General features: G+C 35.3%; 14 protein-coding genes and 1 tRNA gene. 12 read left to right on the top strand and 3 right to left on the bottom strand.

What is annotated here, in order from left to right:
• Positions 1-137 precede the first annotated feature (137 nt).
• A tRNA-Gln gene (locus VK161_RS00230) sits at positions 138-208 on the bottom strand.
• Positions 209-453: 245 nt separating this feature from the next.
• Here VK161_RS00230 and VK161_RS00235 point away from each other — a divergent pair.
• From VK161_RS00235 to VK161_RS00250, 4 genes are all read left to right on the top strand, one after another.
• A complete protein-coding gene (locus VK161_RS00235) occupies positions 454-1,821 on the top strand; it encodes a HAMP domain-containing sensor histidine kinase (protein ID WP_324212729.1) in 1,368 nt (455 codons plus the stop codon).
• Positions 1,822-1,823: 2 nt separating this feature from the next.
• Entirely contained in the window at positions 1,824-2,519 is a 696-nt protein-coding gene (locus VK161_RS00240; protein ID WP_324212730.1) for a response regulator transcription factor, read from the top strand.
• Positions 2,520-2,646: 127 nt separating this feature from the next.
• Positions 2,647-5,925, top strand: a complete 3,279-nt coding sequence (locus VK161_RS00245; protein ID WP_324212731.1) for a DUF2723 domain-containing protein — start codon at positions 2,647-2,649, stop codon at positions 5,923-5,925.
• 69 nt (positions 5,926-5,994) lie between these two features.
• Positions 5,995-6,669 carry a polysaccharide deacetylase family protein gene (locus VK161_RS00250; protein WP_324212732.1) on the top strand — a complete coding sequence of 225 codons (675 nt, stop codon included), beginning with the start codon at positions 5,995-5,997 and terminating at the stop codon, positions 6,667-6,669.
• Between the two features lie 21 nt (positions 6,670-6,690).
• On the opposite strand, the gene VK161_RS00255 is transcribed toward VK161_RS00250, so the two are convergent.
• Together VK161_RS00255 and VK161_RS00260 are read right to left on the bottom strand one after the other, a co-directional pair.
• The gene (locus VK161_RS00255) at positions 6,691-6,987 is read right to left on the bottom strand and encodes a thioredoxin family protein (protein ID WP_035125228.1); all 297 of its coding nucleotides are present in this window, start codon (positions 6,985-6,987) and stop codon (positions 6,691-6,693) included.
• 74 nt (positions 6,988-7,061) lie between these two features.
• Positions 7,062-8,297 (bottom strand): metallophosphoesterase, encoded by a 1,236-nt coding sequence (locus VK161_RS00260; protein ID WP_324212733.1) that lies wholly within the window; start codon positions 8,295-8,297, stop codon positions 7,062-7,064.
• A gap of 81 nt (positions 8,298-8,378) precedes the next feature.
• On the opposite strand from VK161_RS00260, the gene VK161_RS00265 reads away from it, so the two are divergent.
• The 8 genes from VK161_RS00265 (at position 8,379) to VK161_RS00300 (ending at position 20,541) form a co-directional block, all read left to right on the top strand.
• Positions 8,379-10,112, top strand: coding sequence for a tetratricopeptide repeat-containing sensor histidine kinase (locus tag VK161_RS00265; RefSeq protein WP_324212734.1), 1,734 nt, complete (start codon positions 8,379-8,381; stop codon positions 10,110-10,112).
• Positions 10,113-10,116: 4 nt separating this feature from the next.
• A complete protein-coding gene (locus tag VK161_RS00270) occupies positions 10,117-10,830 on the top strand; it encodes a LytR/AlgR family response regulator transcription factor (RefSeq protein ID WP_324212735.1) in 714 nt (237 codons plus the stop codon).
• 106 nt (positions 10,831-10,936) lie between these two features.
• Positions 10,937-11,137: a hypothetical protein gene (locus VK161_RS00275; protein ID WP_324212736.1), complete on the top strand. Its 201-nt coding sequence runs from the start codon at positions 10,937-10,939 to the stop codon at positions 11,135-11,137.
• A 14-nt stretch (positions 11,138-11,151) separates the two neighbouring features.
• Complete coding sequence (locus VK161_RS00280) at positions 11,152-16,260, top strand: tail fiber domain-containing protein (protein WP_324212737.1); 5,109 nt, start codon at positions 11,152-11,154, stop codon at positions 16,258-16,260.
• A 169-nt stretch (positions 16,261-16,429) separates the two neighbouring features.
• Positions 16,430-17,329, top strand: a complete 900-nt coding sequence (locus tag VK161_RS00285; RefSeq protein WP_324212738.1) for a T9SS type A sorting domain-containing protein — start codon at positions 16,430-16,432, stop codon at positions 17,327-17,329.
• A 290-nt stretch (positions 17,330-17,619) separates the two neighbouring features.
• Entirely contained in the window at positions 17,620-19,122 is a 1,503-nt protein-coding gene (locus tag VK161_RS00290) for a LamG-like jellyroll fold domain-containing protein (protein WP_324212739.1), read from the top strand.
• 6 nt (positions 19,123-19,128) lie between these two features.
• A complete protein-coding gene (locus VK161_RS00295; RefSeq protein WP_324212740.1) occupies positions 19,129-20,202 on the top strand; it encodes a hypothetical protein in 1,074 nt (357 codons plus the stop codon).
• A 12-nt stretch (positions 20,203-20,214) separates the two neighbouring features.
• On the top strand, positions 20,215-20,541 hold the full coding sequence (locus tag VK161_RS00300) for a hypothetical protein (protein ID WP_324212741.1): 327 nt from the start codon (positions 20,215-20,217) through the stop codon (positions 20,539-20,541).
• The last annotated feature ends 61 nt before the right edge of the window (positions 20,542-20,602 follow it).

The following is a 20,602-nucleotide window of genomic DNA, read 5'->3' on the forward strand; positions in this document are numbered from 1 at the left end:
AAACAAATAATCCCAACTTAACTGTTGTGATTATTTTGTTGGTCTACTAGGACTTTCCGATACGCTAAAGCTGTCGGAATAAACTTCTCACCTAGTACAAACAAAAAACCCTAACTAAAAAAGTTAGGGTTATTTTGTTGGTCTACTAGGACTCGAACCTAGAAAGACTGCACCAAAAACAGTTGTGTTACCATTACACCATAGACCAATAATGCATGAATGCGGGTGCAAATTTAATACAAATTTTATTTTAAGCAAATATTTCAATGCTTTTTATTCAAAAAAACTTTGAGTTTAGCCTTTAATCAAGCTAACTATTTCATCTTAAAATATTTTCAAGAAAATAAAAATCTTTTGAATATCATCCTATGAAAGTTAATCGTAGGTTAAAGACAGCTAAAAAAAATCATTTTACAATAAATCGTCTTATTTTTGAATTCGAATTACATGCAAATGAAAACAAAGATCAACATACTTATTACTATTTCTACCATCGTATTGCTTGCGTTGTGCTTTGTACAATTGTATTTAGTAAAAACAGCTTACCGATATAAAGTGGCACAGTTTCGATTGGAAATTAAAGATCGGCTGAGTAAAATTACTAATGATTACAGCGATATTGATAGTACTATTTTTAATAAAAAAGATTTTTTATACCAACAATTGGCATCCAACTATTTGGCCAACAAAACTACTGGCGAAGAAATAAAACAGCAATTACTTAAAAATCAGTTTAGAAAACAATTAACATTAAAACTGCAACAAGAATTTGAAGAAGAATTTCCCGATCATTCGATCGATTTTGCTATTGTTCTGAATAAGTTTGTTATGTTCAACAATCACAAACAAGCCGACACACTTTTTGCCGAAAAACCATTAATAGAAAATAAAATGTGCGGGAATTTGGCCTCGTTGGACGATGCTTTTTTGATTCGGAATTATGTTGGCACTACAAGTTCTAACTCGGACCATTCTAACTACAAATTACTAACAGAAGACGCATTATATGTATCAGTAAAAAATTGGGAACTGATTGTGTTTAAAAGAATGTCTTCAATTTTAATCTTTTCCTTTCTCTCAATAATCATCTTAATCAGCATTTTTGTTATTACTATTAAAGCCTTAATCAAGCAGAAAAAAATCAGTGACATTAAAACTGATTTCATTAACAACATTACTCATGAACTGAAAACTCCGCTAACCACTTTATCGGTTTCAACCAAAATATTGGAACGCAAAGACATCAAAGAAAACGAACAATTATACAATCAATTACTCAACACCATCAATCGACAAAACGAGCGTTTACAACATCTAATTGACCAAGTAATGAGCAATTCGTTGGGACATGAAGAAATCGAACTGCACAAGCAAAAAATTGAGGTACATTCTTTTTTAAATTCAATCATCAATGATTTTAAAATCGCACACACAAACACTCAAATTCAAACCCATTTTCATTCGGGAGAAACCAAATTAAAATTGGATACTTTTCATTTAACAACAGCCATTCTAAATGTATTGGAAAATGCCGTGAAATATGGTAGCTCAACTATAATTATTTCAACACAGCTTCAAAATAATGTGTTCTCCATTTGTATAGAAGACAACGGAATTGGGATAGAGAAGAATAAACAAAGTCTGCTTTTTGACAAATTTTACCGTGTGGAACAAGGCAATGTTCATACGACTAAAGGACTTGGTTTAGGGTTGTATTATGTAGACCAAATCATTAAAGCACACAAAGGAAGTGTTCAATTAGTGAGTGATTTTGGAAAAGGCACTAAACTGACTCTACTTATCCCTTCATCAATACAATAAAAATGAAGAAAATTCTTTTAGCTGAAGATGATGTTGATTTTTCGATTGTGTTACAACAGTATTTACAGTTGAATCATTTTGATGTTACGGTGGTTGAAAACGGAAAGAAAGCCTTGGATTTACTGCTACGTAACACTTATGACATTTGTGTTTTTGATGTAATGATGCCTGAAATGGATGGATTTACATTGGCTGAGAAAACCATCGAAATTAATCCAGAAATGCCTTTTGTTTTTTTAACCGCTAAACAACTGATGGAAGACAAAATTAGAGGTCTACAATTGGGTGCCGACGATTATATTGTCAAACCTTTTGAGGCAGAAGAACTCATTTTGAGACTGAATAACATCTTGAAACGAAGTGAATCAAATTTCAACAAAAACCATGGAAAACAAAAAATTCAATTGGGAAATTATCTTTTCGACACTCAAAGAATGAGTTTAGAATTGAACGGAAAAACCCAACAACTCACCGAAAAAGAAGCCGCTTTGATTCATTATTTTTATCATCATAAAAACCAATTGGTAAAACGGGAACAGATTTTAAAAGCAATATGGAATACTGATGATTTTTTTTCGGGAAGAAGCATGGACGTTTACATTAGTAAAATTAGAAAATACCTTCAAGAAGACAGTAGGATTAGTATTGAAAGCATTCGCTTTATCGGAATTGAATTCAAAATAACAGAAAACGAATAACCAAATTGAAGAAAACCATTTTTTTAAACCCATTAATTGTGAAAATTTTATATCGTTCAACTTATGGGTTTCGCTAAAAAAATAGTTTCTTTGTACCGAAATAAAATCAAACCATCACACCGAATATATGACAACAGAAAACTTTAAAAAGTGGAACACTATTTTAGGCTGGGTTGCTTTTGTAATTGCATTAGTCACTTACTCATTAACCGTTGAACCAACAATGAGTTTTTGGGATTGTGGTGAATACATTGCTACATCTGCAAAATTAGAAGTCGGACATCCGCCTGGAGCACCATTATACCAAATGCTCGGAGCGTTTTTCTCAACCTTTGCTGTCGGTAAAGAAAACATCGCCCTGATGGTCAATATGATGTCGGTTTTTTCGAGTGCTTTCACCATACTTTTTATGTTTTGGTCATCAAATATTGTACTCAAAAAAGTGGTTTCGGGTTATACTGAACTCACTAAAGACAATTCAGTTGCCATTTTAGGAAGTTCATTTGTTGGCGCATTGACATTTACTTTTTCTGATAGTTTTTGGTTCAATGCTGTTGAAGCTGAAGTATATGCAATGGCAACTTTATTCATAGCCTTGTTATTTTGGTTGGGATTACGGTGGGAACAAGACATGAATACACCACGCGGAAACCGATGGTTGTTATTGATATCATTAATTGTTGGTTTGTCCTTTGGTGTACACTTTATGGCCTTACTGACTATTCCTTCAATAGGATTTTTGTATTTCTTTAAAAATTACGAAAAAGTTACTGTTAAAAATTTCATCATTGCCAACATCGTAATTGTTGCCATTTTGTTGTTCATCTTCAAGTTACTTTTACCCTACACTTTGGGGTTTTTTGGAAAAAGTGAAATCTTTTTTGTAAACAGTCTCGGACTTCCTTTTGATTCTGGAACCATCATCATGTTTGCCCTAATCATTGGATTTTTTTACTTCGGATTGCGTTACACTAAACAAAAAAACCAAGCTTTTTACAATACTATTTTGCTTTGTATTTTGTTTGTTTTAATCGGATTTTCAACTTGGTTGATGCTGCCTATTCGTGCCAATGCCAACACTCCAATCAACGAAAACAAGCCATCGGATGCAGCCGAAGTTTTAGCCTACTACAATCGCGAACAATATGGTGTTAATCCGCTTTTTTACGGACCACAATACACTGATACTTTTGCTGGCTTAGATGAAGACCAACCGTATTTAGACAAAGCTCCCAACTATGAGAGAAATTATCAAACGGGTAAATACGAGATCGTAAATCATTATAAAAATGCCGAACAAAATTCTGATGACAATCATAAGGCTATTTTACCTCGTCTGTGGAGTCCAGAGCATATTGAAAACTACATCACTTTTACCAGTGTTCCTAAGTTTGAATTGGACCATAATTACCCTTACGAAGATGATTTAGAACAATATGGCATTGACGTTAACACTCTTAGTGAAGAAGAATTATTTCAAGCTGTTGCCCAACTTAAAGATGAAATTCAAAAAACCATCAGCGAATTTAAAACTGCTTACGCTCAAAAACAAGTTGACAACGGTGATTATGTTAGCTTTTTGAAAAGATACAGCAAGTATTTAATTGTTGAAAAACCATCTACATGGGACAACATCAGTTTTATGGTAGAGTACCAATTTGGCTATATGTACGGCCGCTATTTGTTGTGGAACTTTGTTGGAAGACAAAACGACAACCAAGGAAAATACGACAATATAGATGGAAACTGGTTGAGCGGAATTACACCTTTAGACGAAATTCATTTAGGTCCACAAAAGGATTTACCTCAAGACCTAGCCAATAACAAAGGGCGTAACACCTATTTCTTCTTACCGTTCTTGTTAGGACTAATTGGTTTTATGTACCACATTCAACGCGATAGAAAATCGTTCTACGTGTTATTGACGCTATTCTTATTTACAGGTTTAGCCTTGAAAATTTATTTGAACGAGCGTCCATTCGAACCGAGAGAAAGAGACTATGCATTGGTAGGCTCGTTTTATGTGTTTGCGATGTGGGTTGGTTTTGGAGTTTATGCATTATATGAAATTATAAAAGACAAACTGGCTTCAAAAATTGCAGCGCCAATTTCAATTGCTGCTTGTTTAATAGCTTCACCTGTATTGATGGCTACTCAAAACTGGGACGATCACGATCGCTCTGATAAATATACTGCATTGGCAATGGCAAAAGCCTATTTGGATTCGTGTGAACCCAACGCCATCTTGTATACAATTGGAGATAATGACACTTTCCCTTTATGGTATGCACAAGAAATTGAAGGCTACAGAACCGATGTAAAAGTATGTTGTACGAGTTTATTAATGACCGATTGGTACATAGATCAAATGAAAATGAAAACGTACAATTCAAATGGACTACCAATTTCATTCAACCACAATCAATACGTGGACGGAACGAGAGACTACATTTTATTTAGTGGTCAAACTGAAAACAGATGGAATCTGAAAGACTTCTTGGATTTTGCTAAAAGTGAAAATCCACGTACCAAAATAGAATTAGGAAGCGGACAAATGGCCAATTTCTTCCCAACTAATAAAGTTCGAATTCCAGTTGATAAAAATGTGGTAATCAAAAACAAAGTGGTAAGTCCGAAATACAATGACTCCATTGTTCCTTACATCGATATTGATATTGATGGCGGTGCGATGTATAAAAACCGTTTGATAATGCTTGACATTTTGAATAATAACAATTGGAAACGACCTACTTATTTCACTGGAGGAAGTTTTGGTAATGAAGATTATTTATGGATGAAAGATTATTTGCAATTGGACGGTATGGTGTATAAATTGGTACCGTTAAAAACTGTTGTAGACAAAGAAAATCCATTTGATTTAGGACAAATTGATACTGACGTAATGTACAATTTAGTTCAAAAATGGACTTGGGGCAATGGCGAAAAAACAACCATTTACCATGATCCTGAAACGCGCAAAAACAGCATATCTTCTCGAAATAACTTATCGCGATTGATGTTCCAATTGATTAAGGAAGGTAAAAATGACAAAGCGAAGGCAATTATTGAAATGTCGTTGACTAAAATGCCGATAGATTATTACGGCTATTATACAGCAGTTGATCCATTTGCTGACGGATACTACAAAATAGGTGAGAAAGAAAAAGCACGTGAATTATTGAGAAAATTGATGGTAAAATACCAAGAGAATCTGAAATACTACAAAAATTTCAACGCTGCTGATCAAAACTTTATGCTCTCTGATATTTACACCGATGTAGAACGTTACCGTAATTTACTGACCATTATGAAAGATAATAACGATTTATCATTTTACAATCAAAACAGACCAACATTCAATACTTATGTTGCAATGTACAGTCGTTTTCAATTGGAAAAAGAATAAATCCTATTAAATTTATACTATTTAGTGCCAATGGAATTTCTGTTGGCACTTTTTATTTATTTTTGAGTCATGAACTTCTCTTGGGTAAAAACAAATTGGCTGATTAAAAAACTGTTCTCAAATTATGTTTGGGACATTCCCAATCATGAAAATAAAGTATACCTAACATTTGATGATGGCCCAACTCCAGCAATTACCGAATGGACATTGGCTCAACTAAAACTCCATGATGCTAAAGCCACTTTCTTTTGTATAGGTGACAATGTTAGAAAATTCCCAGAGATCTTTCAAAAAGTAATCAGCGAAGGTCATTCCATCGGAAATCATACTTTTAATCATTTGAATGGATGGAAAACCAAAAAGGAAGTTTATGTTAAGAATGTAGAATTGTGCAATCAAGAGATAGCAGAAAGTAGAAGGCAGAAGGCAGAAAGCAGTATTGCTACCAAATCAGATAATTTGCAATCTGAGCTCTTTCGTCCGCCATACGGAAAAATCAAACCATCACAATCCAAAATCTTAAGAAAACAATGCTACAAAATCATCATGTGGGACATCATAAGCTATGATTTTGACGCCACAATTTCGCCTGAAAAGTGTTTAGATAATGTGTTGAAAAATGTGCAATCGGGAAGTATAATCGTTTTTCACGACAGCAAAAAAGCATTTACGAACTTAGAATTTGCATTACCAAGAACTTTGCAATTTTTAAAAGAAAATGGATTTGTTTGTGATGCATTGTAGGATAGATGTTCCTACAAAAGATTAAACTTGTTCCTGAACCAAACCAATAATAGTATTAGCATCCAATTCGCCCGATTGTCTCCACACCATTTGACCCTCTTTGTAAATCATCAATGTTGGTAAGCCTTTTATACGAAGTGCTTCGGCTAATTCTTGATTTTTATCCACATCAATTTTAATCACTTTTGCCTTGTCACCTAACGCTGCAGCAACATCTCTGATTACAGGATGCATGGATACTGACGACTCATTCCACTCGGTGTAAAAGTCGATTAAAACCGGAACTTGGGCATTGATAAGTTCTCCAAATTTTGACATAAAACCAAAATATTTATAGCTTTCTTTTAGAATTTGAAAGCAATTTGCAATACAAATATACTATTTTTAACTAATTACACTATGTTTTGACCTTTTTTTAGTTCGATTACGGTAATTTCAGGCATAATTCCAACTCTTCCTGGATACGCATGAAAACCAAAACCGCGGTTTACATAAATATAACGACCTACATTTTCATACAATCCTGCCCATTGTTTATACACATATTCTACTGGACTCCATTTGAAAACACCCGGAATTTCAATTCCAAATTGAAAACCATGAGTATGTCCTGACAAAGTTAAATGATAATGATTAGGATGATTTTTAACTTCCATTTCCCAGTGACTCGGATCGTGGCTCATCAGAATCTTAAAATCATCTTTGTTCAGTCCTTCTGAAGCCTTTTTTAAATCGCCTACTTTTTTAAATTTTACACCCCAATTTTCTACTCCAACGATGGCTATTTCATCTTTTCCTCTTTTTATTTTGATATTTTCATTCAACAACAATTTAAAATCAATTTGTCGGTGTAAATCTTTTATCGCTTCAAAGTTTTCGTCTTTTTCTTTTTCAGAGGACCAATCAATGTATTCACCATAATCATGATTACCTAGTATGGAGAACTTTCCAAATTCATGCTTCTGAATTTTATTAAACGTATCCAACCACGGATGCATCTCTTTGGCATGAGTATTCACAATATCTCCCGTAAACAATAACAGATCCGAATTTTGTTGGTTAATCAAATCAATAGCATAGCTTATTTTTTCTGGATTGTCAAAACTTCCACTGTGTACATCCGAAATTTGAGTGATTGTAAAACCATCAAAATCATCAGGTAAATCTGGAAAAAATAGCGTTTGTCTGATGACTTTAAAATTGTATTTCCCAACGGTCATTCCGTAAATTAACGACAGAAACGGAATGGCGGCGATTCCGAGTGCTACTCGACTTACAAATTGTCTTCTTTCGGGTAAAAAAGGAGCTTGCTTGTCGTAATCGGCAATGTAATTTTTGGTTCCGACTAATATTCGAAGTACGTCTTCCACCAACATGAAAAAAGTAATCAATAATTTCGGAAGCAAAACCAGAAGCAAAACTCCAATAGTCAACATAAACATTGGTGTTTGACCTACAGTTCTATCAAATTTTGAAAACTGATAAAAGATAAAAACTACAGCCGAAAGAGATATAAAAATATAAGCAATTTGTATCCATCTGACTTTGGTTACTGTTTTAACAGCCTGAAAAGCATAGAGTTCAATAACTGCTATTATAATGAAAAAAATAATCCAACGAGGTGACATAGTGTGTTTTAATTATACGCAAAAGTACATTACGGTATATATTTTTTTGTAGTTTTAAGGAATATTTTAACATATTTTGATATGAAAAAAATAATACTCCAATTATTGCTTTCCATTTTATTGATTACTGAAGGATTTTCTCAGCAGAAAAAAGCAAATAGAGCAGAGGATCAAATCACTAAAAACTTAGAAATTGCATTTGAATACATTGACAATGACAGCGATAGTGCCCAAATCTTTATTCAAAAAGCTAAAGACTTATCTAAAAAAATAAAACAACCGCTTTTTGATGTTAAAATATTAGAAACGGAAGGTAACTATTATGGATTTGTAAAAAACGATTATAATAATGCCACTAATTTGTACTTAAAAGCAGTACAACTTTGCGAAAAACACCAACTAAATTACACCAAGAACTTATATCATTCTCTAGGAGTTTTATTTCATTTGACTGACAATTACGAAAAAGCTAAACTGTATTATACCAAGGCAATTCCGCTAGAAAAAAAAGAAAAAGATTCGGTTTTGCTGGCGCGTAGTTTGGCCAATTTGGCTTCCATCAATTCAACTCAGGAAAATTTTAAAAAAGCCGAAGAATTGTTTTTGGAAAGTCTGAAATGTCCGAGCAGTTTTGAAATCAAAAGAACCACTTATGCCAATTTGGGCAACTTAAAAATCAGAGAAAAGAAATTTGATGAAGCACTAAAATACTTAGACAAAGTAATAGTAGTCAACCCCGAAACAGGTGAAGGTCCGGATGAAATTGACTTTTCTTATCTATTGGACGCCAAAATTGGTGCACGAAATTTTAAAAATGCTGACACCATTATTCCGTATGCTATTAAATTGTATGAGAACACATCTGATTTAAGAGATAAAAGTATTTTATTACGATCATTAGGTAATTTATACCATGCGATGGGTGATTTTGAAAAAGCATCCAATTCTAAAGACGAATACATACTAATTTATGATAGTTTGAAAGCCAAACAACGTGATGAAGTGGTCTACGAAATGGAAGCCAAATACCAAACGCAAAAGAAAGAAGAAGAAATTGTCAAGCAAGAGAAAGAAAAGAACAAACTGCAATTATTTTTTATCATTGCCTGTTTCACTATTGCGTTATTGAGCTTTTTAGTCTATCAATTTTTTAAACAACGTAATCGATTAAAAAAACAAACGCATCTACTCGAAACGGCTGTTGATGAAAAGAATATTCTACTCAAAGAAACGCATCATCGAGTGAAAAACAGTTTCCAAATTGTTTCGAGTTTACTCTATTTACAGTCGGAAAACATGAAAGACAAAGAAGCGGCATTGGCTGTAAAAGAAGCACAAAATCGTGTCAAATCGATGGTGCTCATTCATCAGAAATTGTACAGCAAAGACCAATTAATCGGGATTGAAACTAAAGAATATATTGAAGATTTGGTGAACGACATCATCGAAAATCAAACGGATACGATTCCGGATTTGACTACAAACGTTACTGTTGAAAGCGCCGTTTTTTCAATTGATTCGATTACGCCTTTGGGATTAATCATCAACGAATTGATTACCAATTGCATAAAACACGCGTTTCCTTCTTACGTAGAACATCCGAAAATAGAATTGGAATTTAAAAAACAAGGCGAAATTTACATTTTGAAAGTAAGTGACAACGGAATCGGATTTAGCAATGAAATTAGTGAAAACTCATTCGGAATTAAACTCATCAACGCCTTAGCCAAAAAGCTAAAAGGTACTATTTCATTTGAAAATAATAACGGAACCTATTTTGTGATGGAAATTCATAAATTTGAACAAATGAATTAATCCGATGAGCACCAAAATTTACATTATCGAAGACGAACCTTTGATTGCCGAAACCATTAAAACCGCTTTGGAAAAAGTAGGTTACGCTATTGTGGGAATGACTGATAATGGCAAAGAAGCCTTATTTGATATAGACCAATTACAACCCGATTTGATTTTAGTCGACATCACTTTAGAAGGCAAAATGGATGGAATTGAAATGGTGGAACACCTCAAAAAGAAATCGGATGTACCATTTATTTTCTTGACTTCACATTCGGATGACAACACTTTGGAACGCGTCAAACAAACTGATCCAGCCGGATTTATCGTAAAACCATTCAACGAAAAAACGTTACAATCTAACATTGAAATTGCCTTATACAAAAACAAAGTGCAAAAACAATCCGTTTCATCTAACGAAGAAATAAACTCCTTTTTTGTAAAAAACAAAGGCGAATTAATCAAAATTGAATTGGACGATATTCTATACTTGGAAGCGTACGACAACTATTGCAACCTGTATACTTCTACACAAAAGCACCTCATCAGTCACACCTTAAAAAGCGTGGAAGAAAAATTACCTCAGCACAAGTTCATCAGAGTACATCGCTCGTATGTAATTAATGTTTCTAAGATTAAATCGCTTCAAGACGGTTACATTTTCATCGAAAAAAATAAAGTCCCGATGAGTGCTTCCAACAAAGAAGAGCTAATGAAACACATCAATTTGCTCTAATTTCTTTTACCCAAAAAAACACTCCATTCACTAAATTTTTCTGGTTGTTCGCCAAAAACATCCTTAAGTAAACTATTGATTTCGATAGATTTACTTAAAAAATTCTATGCTCCCAAACAAAGAAAAGAAAATTGTACTACCTACAACAACTGAAGGTGTATTTGAAATTACCATCACCTCAAAAGATAACAAAACTGTTTTTACCGACTGCATAAGTTCTAAAAACAAAAAAATAATATTAAAAGGATTTTCGAAACACTTATACAATGTCACGTTAGTTCCGATACTCATTAACCAACCGTTTTAAAACAACCCATCAAAATGAAACGAATTTTACTACTACAACTGTTTCTTATCACTGCTTTTGGATTTGCTCAAGTTGGAGTAAATACCACCACACCTGATCCGTCATCAATGCTTGATATTTCGGCAACCAACAAAGGTGTTTTGGTGCCGCGAGTGAGTTTGCCTAATGTAACTACTACTCAATTAGACGGAACCAACACAGCCGCAACTGGATTGTTAATTTGGAACACGAATGCTGCTACAACTGGCGGAAATGGTGTGGGTTTTTATTATTTTAATGGAACTCAATGGATGCCGATTACGCAAACTTCAACAACAGATCATGACATTTACGAAGTCGGTGGTACAATAGCTCCCGATGCTATTACAGACAACAAATACACCCAAGGAAGTCTGACTATCGGCACAAATACAGCTGCAACCGGAGTTTTAGATGTGGATAATGCAACCAAAACAACTAGTGTTGATGTGAACAATACATTTGCCACTAACCCAATCGGAATTGATGTAAACTTAACTTCAAATGCGGCTGGAAAAACTGGAATCAAAACCCAATTCAACGGAACTGCTGCTACCGGGAACAATTCGTTCATTCAAAACACTGATAATATGGTGGGCAACACCAACCGAACGGCTATCAATAATGATTTCAGCGGAACTTCATCAAGTATTTCCACTTCAATTACAGGATTGAAAAACGACTTCAAAAGTACCTCAAACTATTATGCCATTTTGTACGGCGTTAGTAATTCATTTGCTTCAACAACCAACGCTTGGGGCTACGGAATGGTAAATGCTTTTACTAATGGTGGCTCTACTCCTTCTTTTGGCGTGGTGAATGCTTTTAACGGAACCAGCACTGGCGATGTTACGGGCTTTTCGAATTCTTCTAACAATCGTAGCGGAACCATAATGGGATTAGAAAATAGCTTCTCAGGAACAGGAGACGGCATTCACTTTGGTATAAGCAATTTTTTGAATGGCACAGGAACTGGCACTAAATATGGTGTTTTCAATATTATTCCTAGTACAGCTGGCGGAACGCATTACGGAATTTACTCTGATGTACAAAAATCAGGCAGTTTTGCAGGTTACTTTTTAGGGAACGTATCCATTGGAACCTCAGCATTAAACAACTACATTCTTCCTCCATCACGTGGAACTAATGGTCAAATCATGCAAACCGATGGTAGTGGAAACGTTTCATGGGTTACACCAACTCCAACTCCAACTACCGATTCAGATTGGTTTGAGTTGGGAACGACAACTACTGCAAACAATATAACCGACAACATATATACTCAAGGTAAAGTAACTGTTGGAAGCTCTACATTATCCAACGGAAAATTAAATGTATATAATTCTTTGGAAAGCAACTCATTCTATTCTGAAAACACTGGTTCTCCGGCCATTGCTACATCTTCAGGATATTTTGTAAATAACGGAATTGGAACTCATTCTAGATATGGAATACAAACAAGTGTATCAGGTGGTGGAACTGGACAAAAATTTGGAGTATTCAACAACATAAACACTTCAAGCACAGATTGGCAAGCTGGTGTATCCAATTTTTTGAGTGGTTCAAATGCTAGTTTGGTTTATGGATGTCGTAACGACATATCTACAACAGGAAGTGCTGCACAACAACAATTTGGACTTTATAATTCCTTTTCAACTGTATCTGACTCTGAAATATCGGGTGTATACAATTTTATTTCCAGTGGAGGCAATGGAATTAATTATGGAACGCATAACCGAATTTTGGGTAACGGAAACGGAGTAAAATACGGCACATTTAACTTCATCTCTGGAGCAGGAAGCGGTTTACGATACGGAAACTACAATTACGTGACTGGAAGCGGAACTAATACTAAATACGGAACTTACAATTTCATGGATCAAGGTGCGGGTGGAATTCATTATGGATTGTATTCGGAAGCATTAAAAACAGGAAGCTATGCAGGTTATTTTTTAGGAAATGTTTCAATAGGCACAACTACAACCAACAATTACATCTTGCCACCATCTCGCGGAACCAACGGCCAAACCATGCAAACCGATGGTAGCGGAAATGTTACTTGGGTAAATTCACCCACAGATACTGATGACCAAGGAACCGATGTATTTAGTTTAACAGGAACAACTTTAAATCTCTCGTTACAAAACGATGGTGTAGCCACACAAACTGTAGATTTATCCTCACTAAAAGACGCCGATTGGTACGAAGTAGGCGGAACAAATTCACCCGATTCAATCACGGATAATAAATTCACTTTGGGTGATATCTCAATAGGTAAAATAACGGCTGCAAGTGGAAAATTGGATGTTGACGCTGCTCTCAAAAACGTTACTACTTCTTTTTTAAATAACAATACGACGACGGGTTCAAAATGGGGAATCCAAAACAATGTTGTAGTAGATACAAACAATGATTCCTCCTATGGTATTTCCAATGCGATTACTGGAAATGCCGATTTTAAATACGGTATCTACAACACTATCAGTGGAGCCATTACAGGAGGTTCAGCTGAATACGGATTAGTTAACAATCATATGAGTAGCGGATTCTTTACCGGCTTTGGGGTATTCAATTTCTTCAATCCTTCGGCATCACATACCGGAAATTACATAGGCCTACACAATGAAATATCAGGCGGCAATCATACAGGTGGCTTTATTGGCGTGAATAATTTAGTTGGTCAAAACACCAATAGTGCAGTTTATGGTGTAACTAATTCATTGGGCGGAACTGGATCTGGAGTTCGAGCAGGTGTGTATAATTTTTTTAGTGGAACCTCATCAGGTGATGTTGTGGGTACAGAAACCTATATGATAGCAACAGGAACAGGTAACAAATATGGAGAACGAATTACTATTCCGAACACGTTACCAGGAATCCATTTTGGAGTTTATTCGGATGTAACCAAAACCAACAGTTTTGCTGGTTATTTTTTAGGAAAAGTTTCCGTAGGAACCAACATCATTGACAATTATATTTTACCTCCATCTCGTGGATTAAATGGCCAAATCATGCAAACCGATGGCGCTGGAAATGTCTCATGGGCCGATGCTCCCTCTGATGCCGATTGGTACGAAGTGGGTGGATTAACTCCAGCCAATTCCATTTTAGATAACATCTTCACCGGAGGTGATGTATCAATAGGAAAAGCTACTGCTGCAACTGGTAAAGTAGATATCGAAGCAGACAATAAAACAATGACGTTGGTTTTGGAAAACAATAATGCAAGTTCGGGTAGTAAATCTGGAATTGATAACAATCTTACAGCCAATGCAAACAATGCGCTTTCATGGGGCATATTAAATAGAATTTCTGGTTTATCACCTCTTAAATTTGGCGTTACCAATTCCTATTCAACCAACAATCCTGGAGCTTCTATAACAGAAGTAGGTTACAACAATGATTATACATCAACAGGAAATGTCAATTTTGTTGGGCATAGTAATACGATTTTCCCATTCTCAACTAATTCAGGTACAATAACTGGATACGTAAATAATGTAACAGGATCGGTAACAGGTGAATTCACAGGTTTTGTCAACAGTAATTTTGTCACTACAAATTCCTTAAAAACAGGATTAATAAATGCGTTTTCTGGAGGTGGGAATGGAGACACACTCGGAATCAACAATAGCTTCACAGGAATCACTAACGGCGAGATTATTGGTGTTAACACAAACATTAACAGCTCAGGAACAGGTTTAAAATACGGAGAAAAAATTACAATTGATAATACTAGTGGTGGCATTCACTGCGGAATTTATGCTGATGTGACAAAAGCCAATAGCTACGCGGGTTACTTCTTGGGAAGAGTTTCAATTGGAAATACATTAGCCAATAATTATATTTTACCAGCTTCAAGAGGAACTAACGGGCAAATCATGCAAACCGATGCAGTAGGCAATGTCTCTTGGGTGAATCCTTTGGTTGATACTGACACTGATAACCAACAAATTGATGTATTGTCATTAACAGGCGATACTTTAAACATTTCGTTACAAGACGATGCAGTGGCTACTCAAACTTTAAATTTAGGCGCTATCGACAATCAAGGCACAGACGTTTTTAGTTTGACTGGAAATACGCTGAATTTGTCGCTTCAAAATGATGGAGTGGCTACCCAAACCGTAGACTTATCGCCTTTATCGAACGATTGGAAACTAACAGGCAACGCAGGAACGCTTTCTGGAACCAATTTCATAGGGACTACTGATGCGCAAGATTTGGATTTTCGTGTGAATAATGTGGTTAAAATTCGCCTTACCCAACAAGGACAATTGTCGTTTGTTAATGCTGGTGGTTCAGTTTTTGTCGGAATCAACGCGGGTGATGTTGACGATTTAACCAACAATCAAAATACTTTTGTTGGCTCTACTAGCGGACAATTTACTACTACAGGAAATTTAAATACTGGTATTGGTCATGCGTCTTTAAATGCAAATATATCTGGAGTTGGAAACTCTGGTTTAGGAAAAAGCTCGCTTCTAACCAATACAACAGGAAGCAACAACACTGGAGTTGGTCGATTGGCCGATGTTGCTACATCAGGATTAAGTAATGCAACAGCTGTTGGTTTCAACGCTACAGTTTCGGTCTCGGATAAAGTGCGTTTGGGAAGCACCACAGTAACCGTAGTAGAAGGTCAGGTTCCGTATACCAATCCATCGGATGCGCGTTTTAAATTCAATGTACAAGAAAATGTTCCTGGTTTGGATTTCATCAAAAAATTAAAACCAGTCACCTACAATTTCGACACCAAAAAATTCGATGAACATCTCAATAAAAACCGCAACAGAGAAGAAGTTGCTACTGAAGATTTCTCAAGATCAACCGCTATAGTTCGTACTGGATTTTTAGCGCAAGATGTAGAAAAAATCTGCAACGATTTAGGCTATAACTTTGATGGATTACACATTCCTGATGCCGCTAATCCGACTGATAATTACGGTATAGCTTACAGCCAGTTCATCATGCCAATTGTAAAAGCAGTTCAAGAACAACAAGTGATCATTGAAACTCAAAAAACCGAGTTGGAACAACTAAAATCAGAATTAGAAAAATATAAAATTCTCGAAGAACGCATCAAAGCATTGGAACAGAAGTAAGTTTAGTAGTAGAGTTTGTTTCTTAAAAGGAGTTTCCATTTTGGAGCTCCTTTTTTCTTTATAAAATGGTTTGAACAATTCATATAAGATAACTGCTGTTTCGTGAAAAGCATCGTTTTAAGTGATTTGAATTAATGTGATTTGCACTTTAATTTAAAAATATCTTTTTATGAAAAAAAATTTACACTCTTTTTTAATTACAATTACCTTACTCATTTGTACACAAGCATTTTCAACTCCAGTAATTTCGGCTGTGTCGGTTTCTAACATCACGCCAACCTCAGCCAGAATCAACTTTTCTGTCAATGCTCAGAATAGTACAACCTATGCTTTTGTTCAGATAAACACAATTCCAACGATGTCTGGAAGTTATCCTCCTAATGGGCCTTTCAATGGAACCACTCCAGCAGCTTCGTTTCAAGACGTTACTAATTTAATTCCAAACACTTTATACTATTATGCTATTGATGCTTACGATGCATCTAGCCAAGCCGCGGTAACTGTTACTGGAACTTTCACTACTGGCGGAACGGTTCCGAGTACAACAAATGCCGTTGTTTCAAACATTACATCAACTTCAGCACAAATTGACTTTGAGGTAAATACATTTGGCATTCAAAGTTCAATTGTTGTAGATTATGGATTAAGTCCTACTTTTTTTTACTCTTACAATTGGGTAGCCAATACATTTACAAATACGCCAACACCTTTTAGCTTCAATTTTGTGGAGCTCACTCCAAATACTACTTATTACTACAGTGTTGGATCCTACTCACCTACACTCACTGGAAATCGAATTTTAGGCAGTTTCACAACCTCTGTTTTAAGTAACTCAGATCATGAGCAAAAACTTAATTTTAGTTTATCACCAAATCCAGCCTCAGATTATTTTACGATTGAAATGGAAAATGAAATACAATCAGTAGAAATATACTCGCTTCAAGGACAAAAAGTAGTGGCTTCTGTTTCAAAAAGCATCAATGTTTCTGATTTATCAAGTGGAATTTACTTAGTTCGAATTGAAGATCAAAATCATGCTGTCGCCACTCAAAAATTAATCATAGAATAAAAAAACCTTGCCATGAAAAGACTCAGACAATTCAAACTAGAAATAACACTTGCGTTGCTTTATTGTCTGCTTTTCATGCTTATCTTAAGTAGTTTTTAGTTTTTTAAATACCGTTTGTGATGGTTCATTAACCGCTGTTTTTCTTTGAAATTCAGCGGTTTTGTAGTTTCTTAAAATCTTTTATAAAATCCCTTTTGCATTTCATGAAAGAAAACAACCATTTCGTGAAAATCTCAATTTTATTCAAGCGCTACAGCTGATTTTTGCTGAAATTTTTAAAACTATATCAAATGAAGAAACTATTACTCTCTCTATTTTTACTAGTGAACACAACCTTGACTTTTGCACAAATTGGATTTTCTAACTTTTCGACTTCAAACATCACCAGCTCATCAGCAAGTTTGAATGCTTATGTGACTGTTAATTGTACCAACGGAGGAAACTTCCATGCTCAATTTTCTACCAATGCATCATTTGCTCCAAGCACAAATGCAACGGGCGGATCCGTATTTGTATCGTACCCTAGAACCATTAACATTTCAGGGTTGACTCCAGGCACAACTTACTACTGGAGGTATTATGGCAATTTAGGAACTAATTGCAATCCAACTGTTGTGTATTCACCTACGCAATCGTTCACAACTCTACCAGCAAGTCTTCCGCCAACCATTCAAAACATTACAATTGATGCCAACAACACCAGTGCCAATATCAATTATTCACTCAATGCCAACAGCGCTTCGGCAACCTCAATTGTAAAATATGGACTTACTGATACTTCACTTACAAATCAAGTAACAGGCGGTTCTGCTACTGGTTCTACTAACACTCCAGCGACAGGTTATTTAACTGGATTGACTCCAAACACTACGTATTATTACCAAATTGAAGCCACCAATTCAATTGGCACAACAGCTTCTCCTGTAGGATCATTTACGACCACAAACAGCACTCCAAATAGTTTGGTGGCGGAGTACAATTTCAACAATACGATGCAAAATATTGAAGGCAGTAATCCTTTTAGTACAACAAGCGGCACTTCATTTGCTGCCGATCGCAATGGAAATCCAAATAGCGCTTTAAATATCACCAATAGCGGAAGTAGCGCAGCCATTAGCAATCTACCCTACGGAGCATCTGCGCGAACGATATCTATTTGGGTAAAAATGAACTCTTTCAATGCCAATTTTAACTTTATTTATTGTTACGGAACCGCTTCGAACTATAATGGTGCTTATTTTAACCCAAATAATTTGTATCATTTTGCAACGGGCAACAACCATACGTTTGCCACAGCAAATTCAATCGACTGGACTCACCTTGTGTTTGTATACGATGGAACGCAATCTAAAATTTACAAAAACGGAGTATTGCTTGGCGCCGCTAATTTGACTGTTAACACTCAAAACAACAACAACATTTTTACTTTAGGTTTAACCGAACAAGGAGCTCAAAACTATTTTAATGGAGTTATTGATGATTTGAAAATCTATAATTATGCCATTTCAGACACTGATGCCAATAGTTTATTCACCAACAACACATTGGCATCCGAAGACTTCAACTCGCAAAACCTTCAAGCAATCATTTACCCAAATCCAACTACTGATACTTTCACTATCGAAATGGAAAACGAAGTACAATCAGTAGAAATCTATTCGCTTCAAGGTCAAAAAGTACTGATATCTACCTCAAAAAACATCAATGTTTCTGATTTATCAAAAGGAATATATTTGGTGCGTATTGAAGATGAAAATAACGCAGTGGCAACTCAAAAATTAATCGTTAAATAAACAAATATGAAAAAAATAATCACAGTCGGATTACTAATTTTAATCGGTTTGACTTCGGTAGAATCAAATGCGCAATTGGGAAATCTTTTAAACAAGAAGGATAAAAAATCGTCAAATAATAAGAACAGTAAAGAAGTGTTAATGGAAGATGAACCCGGAACCATTTTTGGGAATTATTATTGGGTTTTCTTGCCTAGCAAAAATCTTTCTCCTATGTTTCTTAATGAACTAAAACCCGACTTACCAAAAGAAGGAAGCACACTACAAATTAAACGATTCGAAGCTGGCAAAGATGAAAACATTGTTATTAGTTCTGGTGGAGTTAATAAAGGCGCTTACACCTATTCTGAAAGCAGATGTGCAGGTTGTGAAGCGGTTAATAAAGTTGGTTTTACAAGCTACAAAGGCATAGAAGGTTTAGTTTCGGCAGACAATCCAAACAACATTGAATCGGCTGCTCGTGTTTTTAAAGAAGATTTAAAATCGTTAAAAGAGGGAGTTTTATCTCTTGGCTTTTTGGGAAGCAAATACATGGGATATGGCAAAAACGATTTTTACATAGTGCTGTCAAAAGACAAAAGTAAATTAGAAGGCATCACCTATGAGTCAATGGCTCAATTGGGTGAAGCGGCTACAAAAACGTATGATGATGCAATTAAAGCTACGGACAAAGGTGTTGCAATGATGAAGCCCGGAAGCGCCAACAAGGCGCCTATTTTTGCAAAAGCAAGAGCAGCGGCTCCAAAAGCTACCAAAGACTATTTGGTTGGAAAAGGAATCACTCATTTAGAACCAATTTACGCTTATGAATACCCAAATAATCCTGAATTTGATGTAATCAAAAATAACTATCAAGAAGAAATAGGTCGACAAGTTCAATTCTATGTAGTGTGCAAAAACAACAAAATTGGAAATGAAAATAACAGTAGCAAAAATGTTTACAAAACTAAATACGTCATTTTTCAAGTAAACATCAGAGAAAATGGTAGCAATACTAATTTTGACGGGAAGTATTATGCCTTCTTTGCTGGAATGGGTTATCCAATTGCCGACACAGAAAACATCATGCAATACAAATAATAATTATACATCATGAAGAAAATAATCCTCCTTTTATGCTTAGCATTAGGTTTAATATCGATGAATACACCCTCCAAAAAACACCGTTTTGGTTTAGTAAATGAAGTTAGTGTTACCGAAAAATTCGATATCAAAATTAAAAATGACCTAAACGATGAAGTCAGCGTAATCAATTCCGGAAGCGGCGGAAGTTACCGATTGACCAAAAACGCAACCACAACCATTAAAATGGAAGAAGGCGACCAATTGCACTATTACGAAAAAGGCAAAAAAGGCGCTTTAATTTTGACAGCAACAAAAGAAATGCACGGAAAAGTGCAACTATTAAGTAAAATATAAAAATAAAGTAGTAGTTTTTAAAGAAAATTCCGCTCAATCAAGTCATTTGAAATTGGGCGGT

The sequence above is a fragment of the Flavobacterium sp. genome (assembly GCF_035299245.1).
GTDB lineage: Bacteria > Bacteroidota > Bacteroidia > Flavobacteriales > Flavobacteriaceae > Flavobacterium.